Origin of the sequence: Endozoicomonas sp. ALD068 (assembly GCF_049310145.1) — a bacterium.
In the GTDB taxonomy this organism is placed as follows: domain Bacteria; phylum Pseudomonadota; class Gammaproteobacteria; order Pseudomonadales; family Endozoicomonadaceae; genus Endozoicomonas_A.
Map to the genome: position 1 here is coordinate 4,055,334 of NZ_JBLYNU010000004.1, position 22,762 is coordinate 4,078,095.

The following is a 22,762-nucleotide window of genomic DNA, read 5'->3' on the forward strand; positions in this document are numbered from 1 at the left end:
TCTTGATCTATCCTTCCTATCTTTATACCAGAAAGCAGGTATAGAATTATTAAACACTCTCTCTTTGTGACACCACTGCTGCTATCGTTGTCTGTCGTTAGTCAGGCCGAACCGTTGACAAAACGTTTTGTTGTCGAGTTCCAACAGGATCCAGGTTCTCCAAACCAGGGTTTTTCTGTAAAGCCTGACCGACGTAAATTGGCGGGTAAGCCGCCAGACATTAATGGCTTAAAAAGATATTCAGAGCCTTCTCTACCTTATTCAAAACGACAAAGATCGTATGGTTATCGCATAAAAACGTTCATCATCGAGTCGATTTCCTGGCAATTGCTATACGCCACCAACCTGCTGGTTACTTACGAACTGATACTGACCACAAAAGGTACTCCTCTGAGCCCCAGCTTTTATTCATGGCTTCCTTTAGAAACAGTTGTCGCTGTCGGCTGGCTTTTAAAAAGCTACTGGAACCTCTGTTCACCACTGTTCAAACCAATTAAACTACAGTCGGCTTTTATTTCGGCACTGGGGATGCATCCTTTTTCGGTCACTATTATGATGCCTGGCTCTGAAAATGAACAACAAAAGGGCCAACCATCAGGATGCTCTGACCAACAAACCCCCGTTACAACCACACATCCTATAAGCTATTTCACCAGACTTCAGTATTCCGGCTCTGGTGGTGGTGACAAAGCCCCCCACCAACAACACACGTTGGATTTAAACTGTTTTGTCTATTCCTGCAATGGCGTTTGTAGATTTCGATCAGCAGCCGGACCGGACCCACACTGCAACTTGATTGAAGGACACTGCTCGAGATCCATCAATGATTTTGATGCTTTAAGCGCTCCGGATTTCCGACAAAACCCACTTTTTGAAACATTGAACAGTCTACCTGACATTCAACACCATAATGCGCAAATGCCCGGGAATGAATCTGCCACCACTGAAGATTTGATTATCATCAACGGGTTACTCAATCTTCGAAATCAAAGCTCTTTTAAAGTAACACAACAAACGACAACAGGATCATACCAATGGGTTAAAAAACCACGTCATCTTTCAACAGGTATCAGGCATGCCAGTGATCACAGCAGGAAACTAACCTGTGATGCGTCAGTGATTGGAGAAGATGGCCTACAGCGGCCATGCGGGAAGGCCTCTAAGAATACTAAATCTCTGTCGTCTCATAAAAGTAGAGTTCACACCGGACAGCGAACCTGTAACAAAAAACTGGTCGGGGAGGATGGTCGTCAGCGGCTATGCGGTGCCCTGTACAAGAATGCCGGGGCTCTATCGAATCATAAAATCAGAGACCACACCGAACAAAAAACCTGTGACGCGACAGTGGTTAGAGAGGATGGCCAGCCGCAAGCATGCGGAATTCTCTGCAAGAATGCCAGAGCAATGTCAGATCATAAAAGCAAATACCACACAGGACAAAAAACCTGTGAAGAGATCCTGATCGGGGATGATGGAGAGCTACGGCCATGTAGAATGGTCTGCAAGAATGCCATTGCGTTGTCGAATCACAAAAGAATACATCGAAAACGAAAGCCTGTTGTTGTGGATCAGGATTAGGAAATGTTATTTGACAGAAAAGCACGCTTATTTTCTTGATCTATCCTTCCTCTCTGTATACCAGAAGGCAAGGATAGAATTATTAAACACTCACTATTTGCGGCAGCGCTGTTACTGCTATGGTTGTCTGTCATCAGTCAGGCCGAACCCTTGACAAAGCGTTTTATAGTTGAGCTGCAACAGGATACAAGTACTCTAAACCAGAATTTTACTATGAAGCCGGACGGGCTTAAATTGGCGAGTAACCCGTCAGACGTTGCTGACACAAATTTAGAACGTCAAATGACGTATAATTATGACATAAAAATGACCTTCATTGAGTCAATTTCCTGGCAATGGCTCTACGCCACTAACCTGCTGCTTGCTTACGAGCTGATCCTGACCACCAAAGACATCCCTCTGAGTCCCACCCCTTATCCATGGCTACAGATAGAAACGGTTGTCACCGTCGGCTGGCTTTTAAAAAGCTATTGGAACCCCAATTCACTGCTGTTTAAACCGATTGAACGACAGTCTGAATCTATATTGACACAGGAGGGACTCCCGTTTGTGGTCACTGCTATGGAGCCAGATTCCGGAGATGAACAACAAGGCCAACCATCAGAATCATCTGACCAGCAAGCACCCGAAACACCTAAACGCTCTAAAGGCTATTTCATCAGCGTTCAGTATTCGGGCTCTGGTAATGGTGACGAAGCCCCTCAACAACACCAACACACATTAGATTTAAACTGTTTCATCTATCCTTGTCATGGCGTTTGCAGATTTCGATCAATGAATAGTCTTCAGCGCCAATGGGCTTCTGGCCAAACCTTTCAGCCTCAGGCACATCAACCTGATAATCTACGAATGCCCGGGGGTGTGTCTGTCACTTCTGATGATTTGATTATAATCAACGGATTACTCAGTCTTCGTAATCAAGGCCCTCTTAAAGAAACCGTAATTTCCTGTGCGCCTGTGCATTTCACCCCGTCAATGGAAACTTTAGTAACAGAACAAACGACAAAACCATCCCAATGGGGGAAAAGCCCACCCCATCTCTCTCAGAAAGGCACAAGTGAAGCCAGAAGCCACAGCGGGAAACGAACTTGTGACTGGATGCTGGCCGAGGAGAATGGCCAACGGCGACCATGCGGGAAGGTCTTCAACAATATTCACTCCCTGTCGGCCCACAAAAGCAGATACCACAGCGGGCAAAAAACTTGCGACGCAGAAGTGGTCGGGAAGGATGGCCTGCAGCGACCTTGCGGAAAGGTCTGCAAGAATGCTACCGTCCTGACGAATCACAAAAGCAGATACCACACCGGGCAAAGAACTTGCGACGCAAGAGTGGTCAGGAAGGATGGCCTGCGGCGACCTTGCGGAAAGGTCTGCAAGAACGCTCGCGTCCTGACGGATCACAAAAGAAAAGCCCACAGCGGACAAAGAACCTGTACTCTGATGGTGACCGGAGAAAATGGCCTGCGGCGACCATGCAGAAAGGTCTGCCTGAATGCTCGCGCCCTGACGAATCACAAAAGAAAAATCCACGGCGGACAACAAACCTGTGATCTGATGGTGATCGGAAAAGATGGCCTGCAGCGAACATGCGGGAAGAGCTACAGTAGCGCCAGAGCCCTGTCTGATCACAAAGGCAAATACCATACCGGGCAAAAAACCTGTGACGCGACATTGCTCGGGGATGACGGCAAGGAGCAGCCATGTGGAAAGGTCTGCAGGAATATTCAAGCCCTGCGGGATCACAATAGAAGGTACCACACCGGACAACAAATCTGTGACGCGACATTGCTCGGGAATGACGGCAAGGAGCAGCCATGCAGAAAGGTCTGCAGGAATCTTCAAACCCTGCGGGATCACAATAGAAGGTACCACACCGGACAACAAATCTGTGACATAAAACTGGTCGGAGAAGATAGCCAGCAGCGAACATGCGGGAAGATCTGCAAAAATTTTGCGGCCCTGTTGACTCATAAAATCAGAAACCACAGTGAACAAAAAACCTGTGAAGCAACCGTGGTCGGAGAGGATAACCAGCAGCGGCCATGCGGTAAGGTCTACAATAGTGCCAGAGCCCTCTCTGATCACAAGTGCAAATACCATACCGGGCAAAGAACCTGTGATGTGATAGTGGTCGGCAATGATGGTAAAAAACGACCATGCGAAAAGGTCTGCAACAATATTCAAGCCCTCTCGGATCACAAAAAAAAAGACCATACCGGGCAACAAATCTGTGACGCTAGAGTGGTCGGGAAGGATGGCCAGTGGCGATCGTGTGGAGAGGTCTGCCAGAATGCTATCGCCCTGTCGAATCACAAAAGAACACATCGAAAACGCAAGCCTGAAAATGTTGACCGGGACGGTGACTTCAGCCCCCAAAAGATAACGCAAATAAGTAACGATCTTCAATAGCAGGTTTTTGACAGGGAAACACGCTTACTTTCTTGATCTATCCTTCCTTTCTGTATATCGGAACGCAAGGACAGGATTATTAAAAACTCACTTTTTTCGACACCACTTTTTCTGCTACTGTTCTTATCTGCCATCGGCAAGGCCGAACCGTTGACAGGTCGTTTTATTGTCGAGCTTCAACAGAATTCAGGTCTTCCAAAACAGAGCTTTTCAATCGAGTCATACCGGAGTAAATGGTCGGATAAACCGTCAGGCGTTGCCGACATCGACATTTACTCAAGACTAGATTTACCATCCTGTAATGTACGTCAGATATCTAACAATTACGAAGTAAAAACAACTATCATTGAGTCAATTTCCTGGCGATGGCTTTACGCCTCGAATTTGCTGACTGCCGTCGAACTGATCTTTACCGCCAGAGTCTCCAATCTGAACTCTACGCCCTGTTTATGGCTACCTGTAGAAGCCGCTATTGCTGTCAGTTGGTTTTTGAAAAGCTATTGGAGCCCCAGTTCACTGCAGTTTAATCCGATGGAGCATCAAGAGGAGCAACAAGAGGCGACATCCATTTTGAGACATGGAGATCTACCATTTACCAACATCGCTATAATGCTTGGCTCTGGAAATAACCAACAACCCTGTCAACAACAAGACCAGTCATCAGAATCATCCGGCCAGCACGCTCCGGTAGCCACGGGCTATTCTACCAGTGTCCTGTATTCTCGCTCGTGTGACGGTAACGAAGACCCTCAACAACAGCAACATACCTTAGGTTTAAAATGCTTCGTCCAGCCCTGTTATGGTGTTTGTAAATTCCGACCCTCTTCCGAAAGCACGGGGCCAGCTGAATCGTCGCTGAATTATGAAGACGGGGTCGCCTTAGACGGGGTCGCCTCGAAATCAATGGGTAAAAGGGCAACCGATAGGGTGGCCTCTGCCGGGCAGGCAACCTGCAACGTGGTAGTGTTTGGGGACGTCGGGCAGCTGAAGCAATGCCAGAGAATCTTCAAAACTGCTCAAGCCCTGCGTAATCACAAAAAAAGAGTCCATACCGGGCAAAAAATCTGTGATGTGGCCGTGCTCAGGGAAGATGGCCAGCTGCGGCCATGCGGAAAAGTCTACAAAAATGTTGATTCTCTGTCGTCTCACAAAAGAAACTTCCACAGCGGACAAAAAACCTGTAATTCATCCGTGGTTGACGAGAATGGCCAGCTGCGGCCATGTGGAAAGCTCTGCAAAAATGCTGATTCTCTGTCGTCTCACAAAAGAAACTTCCACACCGGGCAACAAACCTGTGACTCAACCGTGGCTGGGGAGAATGGCCAGCTGCGGCCATGTGGAAAGCTCTGCAAAAGTGCTCATTCTCTGTCGTCTCACAAAAGAAACTTCCACACCGGGAAACAAATCTGTGACGTCAATGTGATCGGGGGGAATGGCCAGCAGCAGCCATGCGGAACAGTCTGCAGGAGTGCTCAAAACCTGTCAGAACACAAAAACAAATTCCACGGCGAGCAAAAAACCTGTGAGGAGGTCATTATCGGGGAAGATGGCCAGCCGCAGCCATGCGGGAGGATCTGCAAGAATACTTATAACCTGTTGTTCCACAAGTACAGAGTCCACGGCAAGCAACAAATCTGTGACGCGATAGTCTTCGGGGGAGGTGGCAGGCAGCGACAATGCAAGAAGGTCTGCAAAAATGCTCTTTCACTGTCGGTTCACAAAAGCAAATACCACAGAGGGCAACAAAAATGTGACCATCGAAAACGCAAGCCTGTTGATGTAAAACAGGATGATGATCTCAGTAATCCAAAAGGCAAAGCCGACAGGTAACGGTCTTCGACTGAAGGTTTTCACAGAATAACATCCTTATTCTCCTAGTCTATCCTTTCTTTCTGTAAACCAGAACGCAAGGATAGAATTATTAAGTTCTCACTCTCTGCGACACTGCTGTTGCTGCTAACGTTGTTGCCCGTCATCGGCCTCGGCGAACCGTTGACAAAGCATTTTATTGTCGAGCTTCAAGAGAGTGCAGGTCATGCCAACAAAAATGGCCATGCAAGACAAGACTTACCGCTCGATAACAAACGACAAATATTCACCAATTATAGAGTAAAAAAAGCTATCATTGAGTCGATTTCCCGGCAATGGCTTTATGCCACGAATCTGCTGGTTGCCTTCGAACTGACCCTCACCACCAGAGACGCCACGACTCTGAGCTCCACACCTTGTTCATGGCTACCGGTAGAAGCGGCTCTGACTGTCGGTTGGTTTTTAAAAAGTTATTGGAGTATCAATTCATTGTTGTTTAACTTGGTGGAACAGCAAGAGGCGACACCCATCCTGAGACAGGGAGATCAGCTATTTAGCAACATCGCTATAACGTTTGGCTCTGGAAATAATCAACAACCCTGTCAGCAACAGGACCAGCCATCAGCATCACCCGATCGGCAAGCTCCGGCAGCCAAAGGCTATTCCACCAGCGTCCAGTATTCTCGCACGGGGGACGGTGAAGAAGGTCCTCAACAACAGCAGCATACTCTGGGTTTAAATTGCTTCGTCCAGCCCTGTTATGGTGTCTGTAAATTCCAACCATCTTCCGAAAGCACGGGACCAGCTGAATGGTCGCTGAATTGTGAAGACGGGGTCGCCCCGGACTCAATGGCTATAAGGACAACCGATAGAGGGGCCTCTGCCGGGCAGGCAACCTGTAACCTGGTAGTGGTTGGGGAGGTTGGGCAGCTGCTGCAATGCGGAAAAGTCTACAAAAATGCTGATTCTCTGTCGTCTCACAAAAGACGCTTCCACACCGGGCAAAAAACCTGTGACGTCTCCGTGATCGGGGAAGATGGTCAGCAGCAATGCGGGCAAGTCTGCAAGAATGCTGTAGCCCTGTCACATCACAAAAGCAAATTCCACAGCGGGCAAAAAACCTGTGACTCGACCGTGATTGGGGAGAATGGCCCGCTGCGGCCATGCGGGAAAGTCTGCAAGAATGCTCTAGCCCTGTCAAATCACAGAAGCAAATTCCACAGCGGGCAAAAAACCTGTGATTCAACTGTGGTTGGGGCGAATGGCCAGCTACGGCCATGTGGAAAGCTCTACAAAAATGCTGATTCTCTGTCATCTCACAAAAGACGCTTCCACAGTCAGCAAAAAACCTGTGACTCAACCGTGGTTGGGGAGAATGGCCAGCTGCGGCCATGTGGAAAGGTCTACAAAAATGCTCATTCTCTGTCGTCTCACAAAAGAAACTCCCACACCGGGAAACAAATCTGTGAGGTCAATGTGATCGGGGGGAATGGCCAGCAGCAGCCATGCGGAACAGTCTGCAAGAGTGCTCAAAACCTGTCGGAACACAAAATCAAAGTCCACGGTGGGCAAAAAACCTGTAACGTGGCCATTATCGGGGAAGATGGCCAGTCGCAACCCTGCGGGAGGATCTGCAAGAATACTTATAACCTGTTGTTCCACAAATACAGAGTCCACGGCAAGCAACAAATCTGTGACGCGACAGTCGTCGGGGAAGGTGGCAAGCAGCAACAATGCAAGAAGGTCTGCAAAAATGCTGCTGCCCTGTCGGCTCACAAAAGCAACTATCATACCGGACAACAAACCTGTCATTTGACCCTGGTTGGGGAGGATGGTCAGCAGCAGCCATGCGGGAAGGTCTACAAGAATGCTCGTGCCCTGTCGGATCACAAAAGAAGACACCACACCAAGCTAAAAATCTGTGACGTAATCGTGGTCTTGGAGGATGGCCAGTCGAGGCCATGCGGGAAAGTCAGCAAGAATGCCTGTGCCCTCTCCGTTCACAAAAGCGGATACCACACAGGGCAAAAAAACTGTGACGTGACCGTGTTTGGTGAGAATCAGCAACCACGACCATGCGCAAAGGTCTTCAAGTGTGCTCGAGCCCTGTCAAATCATAAAAGCAGATACCACAGCGGACAACAAACCTGTAGCACGACCGTGATTGGGGTGGACGGCCAGCCGCGACCATGCGGGAAGGTCTGCAAAAGTGCTGAAGATCTCCTGAGTCACAAAGGAACACATCGAAAACGCAAGCCTGTTGATGTGAAACAGGATGATGATCTCAGTAATCCAAAAGGCGAAGCCGACAGGTAATGGTCTTCGACTGTAGGTTTTCTTGACATCCTCCCCACCCTAAAGAGGGTATCGCAAAACTCTCTCCGGCGTGGGAACGCGTTGACTCCCGTCATTGCCGGCTTCATTCTCGTCATTCCCGGCTTCATTCTCGTCATTCCCGGCTTCATTCTCGTCATTCCCGCGAAGGCGGGAATCCACACTGACTCTCCACCAGAACCCTACTGCCCGGTGTCCCCCTGGCCTTGTCATCCCCGAGAAGGCAGAGATCCACCGTTGGCGCTGGATTCCCGCCTTCGCGGGAATGACGACTTCAGAGCGTGAGAACGAGCGGTTGAAGTTTTGCGACACCCTCTAAAAGTACGGGGTTTTACGCTCATTCGATGAAGTAACGATAAAGTAACATCCTTATTCTCCTGGTCTATCCTTCCTTTCTGTAAAACAGAACGCAAGGATAGAATTATTAAGTTCTCACTCTCTGCGGCACTGCTGTTGCTGCTACCGTTGTTGCCCGTCATCGGCCACGGCGAACCGTTGACAAAGCATTTTATTGTCGAACTTCAAGAGAGTGCAGGCCCTGCCAACAAACATGGCCATGCAAGACAAGATTTACCGCCCGATAAAAAACGACAAATATCCAACAATCACGGAGTAAAAAAAACCATCATAGAGTTGATTTCCTGGCAATGCCTCTATGCCACGAGTCTGCTGGTTGCCTTCGAACTGACCTTTACTACCAGGGACGCCAAGCCTCTGAGCTCCATACCTTGTTCATGGCTACCGGTAGAAGCGGCTATAGCTGTCGGTTGGTTTTTAAAAAGTTATTGGAGTATCGATTTACTGCTGTTTAACCCTCTGGGACGTCAAGAGAAACATCAAGAGGCGACATCCATCCTGAGACGGGGGGATCAGCCATTTAGCAACCTCGCTATAACCTTTGGCTCTGGAAATAATCAACAACCCTGTGTGCAACAGGACCAACCCTCAGAATCAACCGGCCAGCAGACCTCGCTGGCCATAAGTTATTTCACCAGAGTCCTGTCTTCTCGCTCGAGTGACGGTAACGAAGACCCTCAACAACAGCAACATACTCTGGATTTAAATTGCTTCGTCCAACCCTGTTATGGTGTCTGTAAATTCCAACCATCTTCCGAAAGCACGGAGCCAGCTGAATGGTCGCTGAACTGTGAAGACGGGGTCGCCTCAGACGGGGTCGCCTCAGACGGGGTCGCCCCGAACTCAATGGCTACAAAGACAACCGATAGGGGAGCCTCTACCGGGCAGGCAACCTGCAACGTGGTAGTGGTTGGGGAGGTCGGGCAGCTGCTGCAATGCAAGAGAATCTTCAAAACTGCTCAAGCCCTGCGTAATCACAAAAAAAGAGTCCATTCCAGGCAAAAAATCTGTGACGCGCCCGTGTTCAGGGAAGATGGCCAGCCGCAGCCATGCGGAAGAGTCTACAAAAATGCTGATTCTCTGTCGTCTCACAAAAGACTCTACCACACCAGGCAACAAACCTGTGACGTGACCGTGGTCGGGGAGGATGGTCATCAGCCGTGCGGGAAAGTCTGCAAGAATGCTGCAGCCCTGAAACATCACAAAAGCACATTCCACAGCGAGCAAAAAACCTGTGACTCAACCGTGGTTGGGGATAATGGCCAGCCGCGACCATGTGGGAAAGTCTGCAAGAATGCTGCAGCCCTGTCACAACACAAAAGCACACTCCACAGCGGGCAAAAAACCTGTGACTCAACCGTGGTTGGGGATAATGGCCAGTCGCGACCATGTGGGAAAGTCTGCAAGAATGCTGCAGCCCTGTCACGACACAAAAGCATATTCCACAGCAGGCAAAAAACCTGTGACTCAACCGTGGTTGGGGAGAATGGCCAGCTGCAGCCATGTGGAAAGGTCTGCAAAAATACTCATTCTCTGTCGTCTCACAAAAGAAACTTCCACACCGGGAAACAAATCTGTGCCGTCAATGTGATCGGGGGGAATGGTCAGCAGCAGCCATGCGGAACAGTCTGCAGGAGTGCTCAAAACCTGTCGGAACACAAAAACAAATTCCACGGCGAGCAAAAAACCTGTGACGAGGCCATTATCGGGGAAGATGGCCAGCCGCAACCCTGCGGGAGGATCTGCAAAAATACTTATACCCTGTTGTACCACAGATACAGAGTCCACGGCGAGCAAAAAATCTGTGACGCGATAACAGTAGGGGAAGATGGCAAGCAGCGACAATGCAAGAAGGTCTGCAAAAATGCTCTGGCACTGTCGGTTCACAAAAGCAAATACCACAGAGGGCAACAAAACTGTGACGTGTCCGTGGTCGGGGAAGATGGCCTGCCGCAGCCATGCGGGAAAGTCTGCAAGAATGCCAGTGCTCTCTCCGTTCACAGAAGCAGATACCACAACGGGCAACAAACCTGTAACACGATCGTAGTTGGGTTGGACGGCCAGCCGCAGCCATGCGGGAAGGTCTGCAAAAGTGCTAAAGATCTCTTGAGTCACAAAGGAACACATCGAAAACGCAAGCCTGTTGATGTGAAACAGGATGATGATCTCAGTAATCCAAAAGGCGAAGCCGACAGGTAATGGTCTTCGACTGTAGGTTTTCTTGACATCCTCCCCACCCTAAAGAGGGTATCGCAAAACTCTCTCCGGCGTGGGAACGCGTTGACTCCCGTCATTGCCGGCTTCATTCTCGTCATTCCCGGCTTCATTCTCGTCATTCCCGCGAAGGCGGGAATCCACACTGACTCTCCACCAGAACCATACTGCCCGGTGTCCCCCTGGCCTTGTCATCCCCGAGAAGGCAGAGATCCACCGTTGGCGCTGGATTCCCGCCTTCGCGGGAATGACGACTTCAGAGCGTGAGAACGAGCTGTTGAAGTTTTGCGACACCCTCTAAAAGTACGGGGTTTTACGCTCATTCGATAAAGTAACGATAAAGTAACATCCTTATTCTCCTGGTCTATCCTTCCTTTCTGTAAAACAGAACGCAAGGATAGAATTATTAAGTTCTCACTCTCTGCGGCACTGCTGTTGCTGCTACCGTTGTTGCCCGTCATCGGCCACGGCGAACCGTTGACAAAGCATTTTATTGTCGAACTTCAAGAGAGTGCAGGCCCTGCCAACAAACATGGCCATGCAAGACAAGATTTACCGCCCGATAAAAAACGACAAATATCCAACAATCACGGAGTAAAAAAAACCATCATAGATTTGATTTCCTGGCAATGCCTCTATGCCACGAGTCTGCTGGTTGCCTTCGAACTGACCTTTACTACCAGGGACGCCAAGCCTCTGAGCTCCATACCTTGTTCATGGCTACCGGTAGAAGCGGCTATAGCTGTCGGTTGGTTTTTAAAAAGTTATTGGAGTATCGATTTACTGCTGTTTAACCCTCTGGGACGTCAAGAGAAACATCAAGAGGCGACATCCATCCTGAGATGGGGGGATCAGCCATTTAGCAACCTCGCTATAACCTTTGGCTCTGGAAATAATCAACAACCCTGTGTGCAACAGGACCAACCCTCAGAATCAACCGGCCAGCAGACCTCGGTGGCCATAAGTTATTTTACCAGCGTCCTGTCTTCTCGCTCGGGTGACGGTAACGAAGACCCTCAACAACAGCAACATACTCTGGGTTTAAATTGCTTCGTCCAACCCTGTTACGGTGTCTGTAAATTCCAACCCTCTTCCGAAAGCACGGGGCCAGCTGAATGGTCGTTGAATTGTGAAGACGGGGTCGCCTTAGACGGGGTCGCCTTAGACGGGGTCGCCTTGGATCGAGCCAACACGGAGTCAATGGGTTCAGGGGCAACCAATACATCGGCCCCTGCCTGGCAGGCATGCAACATGATAGTGGTCGGAAAGGATGGCCAGCTTCGGCAATGCGAGAAAGTCTTCAAGAGTGCTCAAACCTTGTCGAATCACAAAAGAACAGTCCATTCCAGGCAAAAAACCTGTGACGTGACCGTGTTCAGGGAGGATGGCCAGCTGCAGCTATGTGGAAAGGTCTGCAAAAATGTTAACTCTCTGTTGTCTCACAAAAGAAACTTCCACACCGGGAAACAAATCTGTGACGTCAAAGTGATCGGGGAGAATGGCCAGCAGCAGCCATGTGGAAGAGCCTGCAGGAATAATCAAGAACTGTCGTATCACAAAAAAATATTCCATAGCGAGCAAAAAACCTGCGACGTGACAATGATCGCGGAAGACGGCAAGCCGCAACCATGCGGGACGGTCTGCAAGAATGCCCACACCCTGTTGTCCCACAAATACAGATTCCACGGCAAGCAACAAATCTGTGACATGATAGTCGTTGGGGAAGGTGGCAAGTTTCGACAATGCAGGAAGGTCTGCAAAAATCCTCCTGCCCTGTCGGCTCACAAAAGCAGATACCACAGAGGGCAACAAACCTGTGACGTGACCGTGGTTGGCGAGGATTACCAATCATGGCCGTGCGGAAGGGTCTGCGAGAGTGCTCAAAGCCTGTCAAATCACAAACGCAAATTCCACAGCGGCCAAAAAGCCTGTAACTCGACCCTGATTGGCGAGAATGACCTGCCGCAGCGATGCGGGGTAGTCTGCAAGGATTCTCAAACTCTTTCGGATCACAAAAGAAGAGACCACACCGGGCAAAAAATCTGTAGCTCTAACGTGATTGGGGAGGATGGCCAAATGAGGCCATGCGGAAATATCTGCAAGAATGCTAAAGCCCTGTCTACTCACAAAAGCACATTCCACAGTGGACCAAGAACCTGTAACTCAACCGTGGTTGGGGATAATGGCCAGCTGCGGCCATGCGGGATGGTCTGCAGGAATTATGGAGCTCTGTCGGATCACAAAAGAAGAAACCACACCAAGCTAAAAATCTGTGACGTGACACTGGTCTGGGAGGATGGCCAGCCACGTCCATGCGGGAAAGTCTGCAAGAATGCCAGTGCCCTCTCCATTCACAAAAGCGGATACCACACAGGGCAAAAAAAATGTGACGTGACCGTGATTGGTGAGAATCAGCAACCGCGACCATGCGCAAAAGTCTTCAAGTGTGCTCGAGCCCTGTCAAATCACAAAAGCAATTGCCACAGCGGACAAAAAACCTGTAACACGACCGTGATTGGGGTGGAAGGCCAGCCGCAGCCATGCGGGAAGGTCTGCAAAAATAATAAAGATCTCTCAAATCACAAAAGAACACATCGAAAACGCAAGCCTGTTGATGTGAAACAGGATGATGATGTCAGTGGTCCAAAAGGTAGAGCCGACAGATAACGGTCTTCAACTGAAGGTTATTGACAGAGTAACACCCTTATTTTTCTGGTCTATCCTTCCTTTCTGTAAACCAGAACGCAAGGGTAGAATTATTGAACTCTCACTCCATGCGGCACTGCAGTTGCTGTCAGCTTTATTGCCCGTCATCGGCCAGGCCGAACCGTTGACAAGCCATTTTATTGTCGAGCTTCAACAGAGTGCAGGCCTTCCAAAACAGAGCTTTTCAATAAACCCGGAACAGCGTACATGGTCGTATATCCCGTCTGGCCCTGCCTGCCAAAACGGCTATGCAAGGCCAGATTTAGCCACCGATAACACACGACAAATAACCCCCAATTATGGAGTAAAAAAAACTATCATTGAGTCGATTTCCTGGCAATGGCTTTACGCCACGAATCTGCTGGCTGCCTTCGACCCGCCCCTAATTACCAGAGACCTCACACCTCTGGGCTCCACACCCTGTTCATGGCTACCGGTAGAAGCGGCTGTAACTGTCGGTTGGTTTTTAAAAAGTTATTGGAATCTCAATTCACTGATGTTTAACCCGATAGAACATCAAGAGGAACAACAAGAGGCGACATCCATCCTGAAACAGGAGAATCAGCCATTTAGCAACATCGCTATAATGTTTGGCTCTGGAAATAACCAACAACCTTGTCAGCAACAGGACCAGCGATCAGAATCAACCGGGCAGCAGACCCCGATGGCCGTAAGCTATTTTACCAGCGTCCTGTATTCTCGCTCGGGGGACGGTAATGAAGATCCTCAACAGCAGCAGCACACATTGGGTTTAAATTGCCTCGTCCAGCCCTGTTATGGCGTTTGTATATTCCGACCATCTTCCGAAAGCACGGGGCCAGCTGAATGGTTGTTGAATTGTGAAGACGGGGTCGCCTTAGACGGGGTCGCCTTAGACGGGGTCGCCCTAGACGAGTTCGCCCTAGACGAGTTCGCCCTGGACGAGTTCGCCCTAGACGAGTTCGCCCTGGACGAGTTCGCCCTAGACGAGTTCGCCCTGGACGAGTTCGCCCTAGACGAGTTCGCCCTAGACGAGTTCGTCTTTGACGGGGTCGCCTTAGACGGGGTCGCCCCGAACTCAATGTGTGCAGGAACAACCGAGACAAGAGCCTCTGCCGGGCAGATAACCTGCAATGTAGAAGTAGTAGTTGGGGAGGGTGGCCAGCTTCAGCAATGCGGGAGAGTCTTCAAGAATGCTAAAGCCCTGTTGATTCACAAAAGTAAATTACACAGCGGGCAAAAAACCTGTGACTTGGCCATTATCGGGGAAAATGGTAAGTCGCAACCATGTGGGAAAGTCTACAAAAATGCCCTTGCCCTCTCCGTTCACAAAAGCGGATACCATACCGGGCAACAAACCTGTGATTTAACCACAGTCGGGGAGTATGGTCAGCAGCGGCCATGCGGGAAAGTCTGCAAGAATGCCCTTGCCCTGTCCGTTCACAAAAGCGGATACCATAGCGGGCAAAAAATCTGTGACTTTCCCCTGGTTGGCGAGGACAACCAACTGCGGCCATGCGGAACAGTCTGCAAAAATGCTCATTCTCTATGGTCTCATAAAAGAAACTTCCACCCCGGGAGACAAATCTGTGACGTCACTGTGATCGGGGTGAATGGCCAGCAGCAGCCATGCGGAACTGTCTGCAGGAGCGCTAGCCTGACGTATCACAAAGACAAATTCCACGGAGGGCAAAAAATCTGTAGCGTGACCGTGGTTAGCGAGGATCAGCAATCATGGCCATGCGGAAGGGTCTTCCGGAGTGCCCAAACCCTGTCAAATCACAAATACAAATTCCACAGCGGCCAGAAAACCTGCAACTCGATCGTGATTGGGGAGAATAACCTGCCACGACCATGTGGGTTAGTCTGCAGGGATTCTCGGGCTCTTTCGGATCACAAAAGAAGACACCACACCGGGCAAAAAACCTGTAACTCTAAAGTGATTGGGGAGGATGGCCAACTGCGGCCATGCGGAAATATCTACAAGAATGCTAAAGCCCTTTCAACTCACAAAAGCTCATTCCACAGTGGAGAAAGAACCTGTAATTCTAGCGTGATTGGGGAGGATGGCCAGCTGCGGCCATGCGGGATGGTCTGCAGGAGTTATGGAACTCTGTCGAATCACAAAAGAAGGGACCACACCGGGCCAAAAACCTGTGACGAGATCCTGGTCGGAAAGGAGGGTCAGCAGCAGCCATGTGGGAAAATTTGCAAGAATGCCAGTGCTCTCTCCGTTCACAAAAGCAGATACCACAGCGGGCAACAAACCTGTAACACGACCATGCTTGGGGTAAACGGCCAGCAGCGGCGATGCGGGAAGGTCTGCAAAAGTGCTCAAGATCTCTCGAATCACAAAGGAACACATCGAAAACGCAAGCCTGTTGATGTGAGCCAGAACGCTGACCTCAGTGCTTCAGAAGGTAAAGCCAACAGGTAATGATCTTTAATTGAAGGTTTTTGATGGAGTAACACCCTTATTTTCTTGATCTATCCTTCCTTTCTGTAAACCCGATCGCCAAGGATAAAATTATTAAACTCTCACTCTCTGCAGCACTGTTGCTGCTACCGTTGTTATCTGTCTTCAGTCAGGCCGAACTGTTGACAAAGCATTTTATTGTCGAGTTTCAAAAGAGTGCAGGTCTTCCAAACCAGAGCTTTTCAATAAAGCCATACCAGAGTAAATGGTCAGATAACCCTTCAGGCCTTGCCGACACAAACGGTTATGCAAGATCAGATTTACCACCCGACAATAGACGACAGATAACTAACAATTACGAAGTAAAAACAACCATTATTGAGTCGATTTCCTGGCGATGGCTTTACGCCACGAATCTTCTGGCTGCCTTCGAACTCATCTTTATCACCAGAGTCTCTCCTCTGAGTTCAACATCTTGTTCATGGCTACCGGTGGAAGCGGCTATAGCTTTCGGTTGGATTTTAAAAGACTATTGGAGCCCCGGCATACTGCTGTCTGACCTGATGAAGCATCAAGAGGCGACATCCATCCTGAGACAAGGGGATCAACCATTTACCAACATCGTTATAATGTTTGGCTCCGACCATAACCAACAACCTTGTCAGCAACGAGACCAGACAACAGAATCTTCCGGCCAGCATGCCACGCTGGCCACAGGCTACTCCACCAGCGTCCTGTATTTTCGCTCGGTTGACGGTAACGAAGACCCTCAACAACAGCAGCATACTTTGGGTTTAAATTGTTTTGTCCAAACCTGTTGTGGCGTCTGTAAATTCCGACCATCTCCCAAAAGCATGGAACCAGTTGAACGGTCTCTGAATTGTGAAGACGGGGTCGCCTCAGACGGGGTCGCCTCAGACGGGGTCGCCCAGAACTCAATAGCTGCAGGGGCAACCGATACACCAGCCCCTGCCGGGCAATCAACCTGCAACGTGATGCTGGTCGGGAAAGATGGTCTGCTTCGACAATGCAAGAGAGTCTTAAAGAGTGCCAAAGCCCTGTCGAATCACCAAAGAAGAGTCCATACCAGGCAAAACATCTGTGAAGTGATCGTATTCAGGAAGGATGGCCAGCTGCGCCCCTGTGGAAAGGCTTACCAAAATGCTAATTCTCTGTCGTCTCACAAAAGAAGCTTCCACACCGGGCAACAAACCTGTGATGTTACCGTGACCAGGGGGAATGGCCAGCAGCTGTCATGCGGAAAGATCTGCAAGAGTGCTCAAGCCCTGTCAATTCACAAAAGCAAATTCCACAACGGGCAAACAACCTGTATAGAGAAAATTGTCGGGGAAGATGGCAGGCCACGGCCATGTGGGAAGGTCTTCAAGAATGCTTATGCAGTGTCGCTTCACAAAAACAGAGTCCACGGCAAACAACAAATCTGTGACGTTACAGTGATCGGAAAAAATGGCCAGTTGCTGCCATGCAGGGCAATCTGTAAAAACGCTAAAGCTTTTTCGGATCACAAAAGAAGATTGCATAGCGGGCAACAAACCTGTGACGTGACCTTGGTCGGGAAGGATGGTCAGCAGAAGCCATGCGGGAAAGTCTGCAAAAGTGCCTGTGCCCTCTCCGTTCACAAAAGCGGATACCACACCGGACAAAAAACCTGTGACTTTACCTTCTTTGGCGAGGATCAAAGACCGCAGCCATGCGGAAAGGTCTGCAAGAATGCTCAAGCCCTGGCAAGTCACAAAAAGAGATCGCACAGCGGGAAAAAAACCTGTGACTCAGCTGTGGTAGGTAAGGATGGCCAGCCGAGGCCATGCGGGATGGTCTGCAAGAATTACGAAACTCTGTCGGATCACAAAAGAAACTTCCACGCCGAGCAACAAATCTGTCAATTGACCGTGGTAGACGAAGATCAACAACTGCGGCTGTGCGGAAAGGTCTTCAAAAGTCCTCAAGCCCTGTCAAGTCACAAAAGCAGACTCCACAGTGGGCAAAGAACCTGTTATACGACAGTGATTGGTGAAGATGGCCAGCTACTACCATGCAGGACAGTCTGCAAGAATGCTAAAGATTTTTCGAATCACAAAAGAAGACTCCACACCGGGCAAAAGGTATGTGAACTAACTGTGGTCGAAAAGGATGGTCGGCAGCAGCCGTGCGGTAGAGTCCTCAAGAGTGCCTTTGACTTCTCCGTTCACATAAGCAGATACCACAGCGGACAACAAACCTGTGACTTTCCCCTGGTTGATGAGGATCATCAATCGCGGCCATGTGGAGAGGTCTGCAAGAATGCTCAAGCCCTGTCAATTCACAAAAGCAAATCGCACAGTGGGCAAAAAACCTGTGACTTTACCGTCGTTGGGAAAGGCGGCCAGCCGCGACCATGCGGGAAGGTCTGCAACAACCGCAGAGCACTGTGGGATCACAAAAGATGCCAACACACCAGGCAAAAAACCTGTGACGTGACCATGGTTGGCGAGGATCACCAACCGCGTTTGTGCGCTAAGGTCTGCAAGAGTGCTCAAGCCCTGTCAACTCACAAAAGCAAATTCCACAGCGGGCAAAGAGCCTGTGACTCGACCGTGATTGCGAAGGATGGCCAGCCGCAGCCATGCGGGATGATATGCAGGAACTCTGGAGCTCTGTCGTATCACAAAAGAAAAGAGCACAGCGGACAACAAACCTGCAACGAAATCCTGATCACAGAGGATGGCCAGTCAGAGCTATGCGGGATGGCCTGCAAAAATGCTCAAGATCTCTCAAGTCACAAAAGAGTACATCGAAAACGCAAGCCTGTTGATAAGTAGGACAATAACCTCACTCATCCAGAAGCTAAAACGAATCAGTAATGATCTTTAACAGAGAGACTTTGACAGAATACGTCCTTATTTTCTTGATCTATTCTTCTTCTCTGTAAACCAGAACGCAGTGATAGTATTATTAAACACTCATTTGCGGCATCGATGTTGCTGTTAGCGTTGCTGCCTGTCATCGGCCAGGCCGAATCGTTGAAAAAATGTTTTACTGTCGAATTTCAACAGATTAAAGGCCTTCCAAGCCAGAGCTTTTTTATAGAACCAGACAAAAGTACATGGTCGGATAACCCGTCAGACTTTGCTGAAACAAGCAGCTATGCAAGACCAGATTTATCAACGGATAGTATACGACACAAAAATAACAGTTACAGAGTAAAAACAACAATCATTGAGTCGATTTCCTGGCAACGGCTTTATGCCACTAACCTGCTGGTTGCTTACGAACTGACCCTGACCACCAGATGCACACCGCTGGCCCCCACCGCTTATTCATGGTTACTGATAGAAACGGTTCTCGCTGTCGACTGGATGTTAAAAACTGTTTGGAACCCCGATTCACCTCTGTTTAAACCAATTGAACTACAGCCGTCATCTATATTGACACAGGGGGGGCACATATTTGCGATCACCACTGTGGAGCCAGGCTCTGGACAAGGGCAACAACAAGGCCAGCTATCACAATTAGCTGACCAACAGACCAAACAGCCAACCCGCCAAACTGCAAGCGCTATGAGCCACGCCCTCTATTCCTGCCCCGGCGATGGTAATGGAGACTCTAAACAACACTCACATACTCTGGGTTTAGATTGTTTCGTCCATCCCTGTCATGGCGTTTGCAGGCTACGAACTTCGTCCGATCCTACACATTCAATGACTACAGGGACTGCATGTGCTGACCCTGTAGTGTCACTGAGAGATGAAGTTCCAACGCCCGGGAATTTGCCTGCCAGCACTGAAGATCTGATTATAGTCGAGGGGTTACTCAGTCTGAGTAAATACAAACCTCACGAAGAAACCGAAATTTCCTTTACACCTGTCCATATCACATTCCCAATGGCGATTTCAGCAACCCGACAAACAACAGGATCACCCCAATGGGGCCAAAGCCCGCCTCGTCTTTCCCGGACAGGCACCAGACAAGTCACTGACCACAGCGGGAATCGAACCTGTTACGAGACCCTGTCGGGGGATAATGGTCAGCAGCGACCATGTGGTAAAATCTGCAAAAGTACTTCGGCCCTGAAGGTTCACAAAAGCAGATACCATAGCGGGAAAAGAAGCTGTTACACGGCCGTGGTTGGAGAGGATGGTGGAAAGCGACAATGCGGAAAGATCTGCATCAATGCTCAAGCACTGTGGGAGCACAAAAAAAGAGACCACAGCGAGCGACAAATCTGTGACGTAACAGTGGTCAAAAAGGATGGCAAGCAGGGACCATGCGGGAAGATCTACAAGAATGTTCCTACCCTGTCGATACACAAAAGCAGATACCATACCGGGCAAAGAACCTGTCAGTTGACAATAGTCAGGGAGGATGGCCAGCAGCGGTCATGCGGAAAGGTCTGCAACAATCTTCAAGCCCTCACGGATCACAAAAAAAGAGACCATACCGGGCGACAAAGCTGTGACTCAAGAGTGGTCAAAATGGATGGCCAGCAGCGACTATGCGGGAAGGTCTGCCAGAATGCTCGCACCCTTCTGGATCACAAAAGAAACACCCACAGCGGGCCAAAAACCTGCGACTTAACAGTGGTAGGACAGGATGGCCCGCCGCAGCAATGCGGAAAAATCTTTAAGAGTTCCCAGGCCCTGTCAACTCACAAAAGCAGATTCCACAGCGGGCGAAAGAGCTGCGACTCGACCGTGGTTGGGGAAGATGGCCAGTCACAGCCATGCGGGAAGGTCTGCATAAGTGCTAAAGCTCTCTCGAATCCTGAAAGAATACATCGAAAACGCAAGCCTGATGATGTGAACCAGGATGATGACCTCAGTGCTCCAGGAGGTAAAACCAAAAGGTAATGATCACTACAAGAATTTTTTTACAAAAAAATATCTTTATTTTCCTGATCTATCCTTGCTTTCTGTAAACCAGAACACAAGGATAGAATTATTAAACACTCACTCTTTGCGGCATCAATGTTGCTGCTACTGTTGTTATCTGTCATCGCTCAGGCCGAATCGTTAACAAGGGGTTTTGTCCTCGAGCTTCAACAGGATCCTGGCTCTCCAAACCAGAGTTTTTTTATAAACTCAGACCCGCTTACATTGTCGGGCAAACCGTCAGTCATCACCAAAAGCTATTCAGGATCAGATTTTCCACCTTATGACAAACGACAAAGACCTGACAGTAACAGGGTAAAAACACCCCTTATCGAGTCCATTTTCTGGCAATGGCTTTACGCCACTGATCTGCTGGTTACCTACGAACTGACCCGGGCCACCAGAGGTACAACACTGAGCCCCACTCCTTATTCATGGCTACCGGTAGAAATGGCTGTCGCTGTCGGCTGGTTTTTACAAAGTTATTGGAACCCCGATTCATTGCTGTTTAAACCATTTGGTATACATATGTCGTTTATATTGACATTGGAAGATCACAGGTTTGTGATCACCACCATGGTGCCTGGCTCTGAACAACAGCAACAACAAGGCCAGCTATCACAATCAACTGGCAAACAGGCCCCACAAGCCAGCAGCCAACCTGCAAGCGCTTTCAACAGTCCCCTGTATTCTGGCTCTGCCGACGGTAACGGAGACTCTCAACAACAGTCACATACTTTGGGTTTAAATTGTTTCGTCCATCCCTGTCATGGCGTTTGCAAGTTCCGATCATTATCGGATCATACCTATTCAATGAGTGCATGGACTGCTTGTGCTGACCCTATCGGACCACCCGGTAATAAAGCAACAATACCCGGGAATTTGCCTGCCAGCGCTAATGACTGGATTATAATCCAGGGGCTTCTCATTCTGGGTCAGCACGGAACTGACAATGAAAACGAAATTTCCTCTACACCTGCTCACTTTACCCCCTTAATGGTGACTTCAGAAACACAACAAACCGCTACAGAAACACCTCAATGGGGTCAAAGGCCACCTGGTCTTTCCCGGACAGTCACCGGGCAGGCCACTGAACAAAGCGAGAAACTAATCTGTGACCTGACCCTGTGCGTTGAGAATGGTCAGCAGCGATCATGTGGAAAGTTCTACAGGAATGCTCATGCCCTGTCACTTCACAAAAACGGATACCACACTGGGCATAGAACCTGTGACGTGACTGTGGTCGGGGAAGATGGTAAGGAACGATCATGCGGAACATTCTGCAACAATGCTGCTGCCCTGACGAGGCACAAACAAAAAGAGCACTCCGGGCAACAAATCTGTGACACAACAGTGGTCAGGAAGGATGGTCGGCAGCGACCTTGCGGGAAGGTCTGCAAGAACGCCATAGCTCTGTCGAAACACAAAAGACACATCCACAGCGGACAAAGAACCTGTGTCATAAAAGTAGTCAGGGAGAACGGGCAACAGCAGCCATGCGGGAAGGTCTGCAAGAATGTACAAGCCCTGTTGGCTCACAAAATAAACAACCATAGCGAGCAAAAAACCTGTGACCTGACCGTGATCGGGGAGGATGGTCAGCAGCGGCCATGCGCAAAGGTCTGCAAGAATGGTCAATTACTTTTGTATCACAAAAGAAGCCTCCACACCGGGCAACAAACCTGTGACCTGACTGTGATCGGCGAGCATCACCAGCCGCAGCCATGTGGAAAGGTCTGTAGTAGTACTCAAGCCCTATTAATACATAAAAGCAGATTCCATACCAGGCAAAGGACCTGTCAGGTAAAAATAGTCGGGGAGGATGGTCAGTCACGACCATGCGCGACGCTCTGCAAGGGTATTGGAGCACTTTCGGATCACAAAAGAAGAGACCACACCGGAAAACTAACCTGCAACGTGATCCTGGTTCCAGAGGATGGCCAGCCGCAGCAATGCGGGAAGGTCTGCATAAGTGCTAAAGCTCTCTCAAATCACAAAAGAACACATAGAAAACGCAAACCTGTTGGTGGAAACCAGGATGTTGAAATCATTGCTCCAAAAGGCAAAGCCAACAGGTAAAGATCCTTAACAG

General features: G+C 49.3%; 12 protein-coding genes. All 12 read left to right on the forward strand.

Features of this window, described 5'->3' with window-relative positions; genetic code table 11:
- Positions 1-66 precede the first annotated feature (66 nt).
- The 12 genes from ACO6V5_RS14305 (at position 67) to ACO6V5_RS14360 (ending at position 22,749) form a co-directional block, all read left to right on the forward strand.
- Positions 67-1,578 (forward strand): hypothetical protein, encoded by a 1,512-nt coding sequence (locus tag ACO6V5_RS14305; protein WP_422412493.1) that lies wholly within the window; start codon positions 67-69, stop codon positions 1,576-1,578.
- 282 nt (positions 1,579-1,860) lie between these two features.
- Positions 1,861-3,987 (forward strand): hypothetical protein, encoded by a 2,127-nt coding sequence (locus ACO6V5_RS14310; protein WP_422412491.1) that lies wholly within the window; start codon positions 1,861-1,863, stop codon positions 3,985-3,987.
- A 150-nt stretch (positions 3,988-4,137) separates the two neighbouring features.
- Positions 4,138-5,817, forward strand: a complete 1,680-nt coding sequence (locus ACO6V5_RS14315; protein ID WP_422412489.1) for a hypothetical protein — start codon at positions 4,138-4,140, stop codon at positions 5,815-5,817.
- 132 nt (positions 5,818-5,949) lie between these two features.
- A complete protein-coding gene (locus tag ACO6V5_RS14320; protein WP_422442190.1) occupies positions 5,950-8,112 on the forward strand; it encodes a hypothetical protein in 2,163 nt (720 codons plus the stop codon).
- A gap of 81 nt (positions 8,113-8,193) precedes the next feature.
- The gene (locus ACO6V5_RS14325) at positions 8,194-8,415 is read left to right on the forward strand and encodes a hypothetical protein (RefSeq protein WP_422442188.1); all 222 of its coding nucleotides are present in this window, start codon (positions 8,194-8,196) and stop codon (positions 8,413-8,415) included.
- A 180-nt stretch (positions 8,416-8,595) separates the two neighbouring features.
- Entirely contained in the window at positions 8,596-10,686 is a 2,091-nt protein-coding gene (locus ACO6V5_RS14330; RefSeq protein WP_422442187.1) for a hypothetical protein, read from the forward strand.
- Between the two features lie 81 nt (positions 10,687-10,767).
- A complete protein-coding gene (locus ACO6V5_RS14335; RefSeq protein WP_422132394.1) occupies positions 10,768-10,968 on the forward strand; it encodes a hypothetical protein in 201 nt (66 codons plus the stop codon).
- Between the two features lie 180 nt (positions 10,969-11,148).
- Positions 11,149-13,368 (forward strand): hypothetical protein, encoded by a 2,220-nt coding sequence (locus ACO6V5_RS14340; RefSeq protein ID WP_422442185.1) that lies wholly within the window; start codon positions 11,149-11,151, stop codon positions 13,366-13,368.
- Positions 13,340-15,823: a hypothetical protein gene (locus tag ACO6V5_RS14345; protein ID WP_422413489.1), complete on the forward strand. Its 2,484-nt coding sequence runs from the start codon at positions 13,340-13,342 to the stop codon at positions 15,821-15,823. Before ACO6V5_RS14340 ends, ACO6V5_RS14345 begins: the two co-directional genes overlap by 29 nt.
- Positions 15,824-15,954: 131 nt before the next feature.
- Complete coding sequence (locus ACO6V5_RS14350; RefSeq protein ID WP_422492123.1) at positions 15,955-18,621, forward strand: hypothetical protein; 2,667 nt, start codon at positions 15,955-15,957, stop codon at positions 18,619-18,621.
- Positions 18,622-18,777: 156 nt separating this feature from the next.
- A complete protein-coding gene (locus ACO6V5_RS14355) occupies positions 18,778-20,649 on the forward strand; it encodes a hypothetical protein (RefSeq protein ID WP_422132388.1) in 1,872 nt (623 codons plus the stop codon).
- A gap of 117 nt (positions 20,650-20,766) precedes the next feature.
- Positions 20,767-22,749 carry a hypothetical protein gene (locus ACO6V5_RS14360; RefSeq protein ID WP_422442184.1) on the forward strand — a complete coding sequence of 661 codons (1,983 nt, stop codon included), beginning with the start codon at positions 20,767-20,769 and terminating at the stop codon, positions 22,747-22,749.
- Positions 22,750-22,762 lie beyond the last annotated feature (13 nt).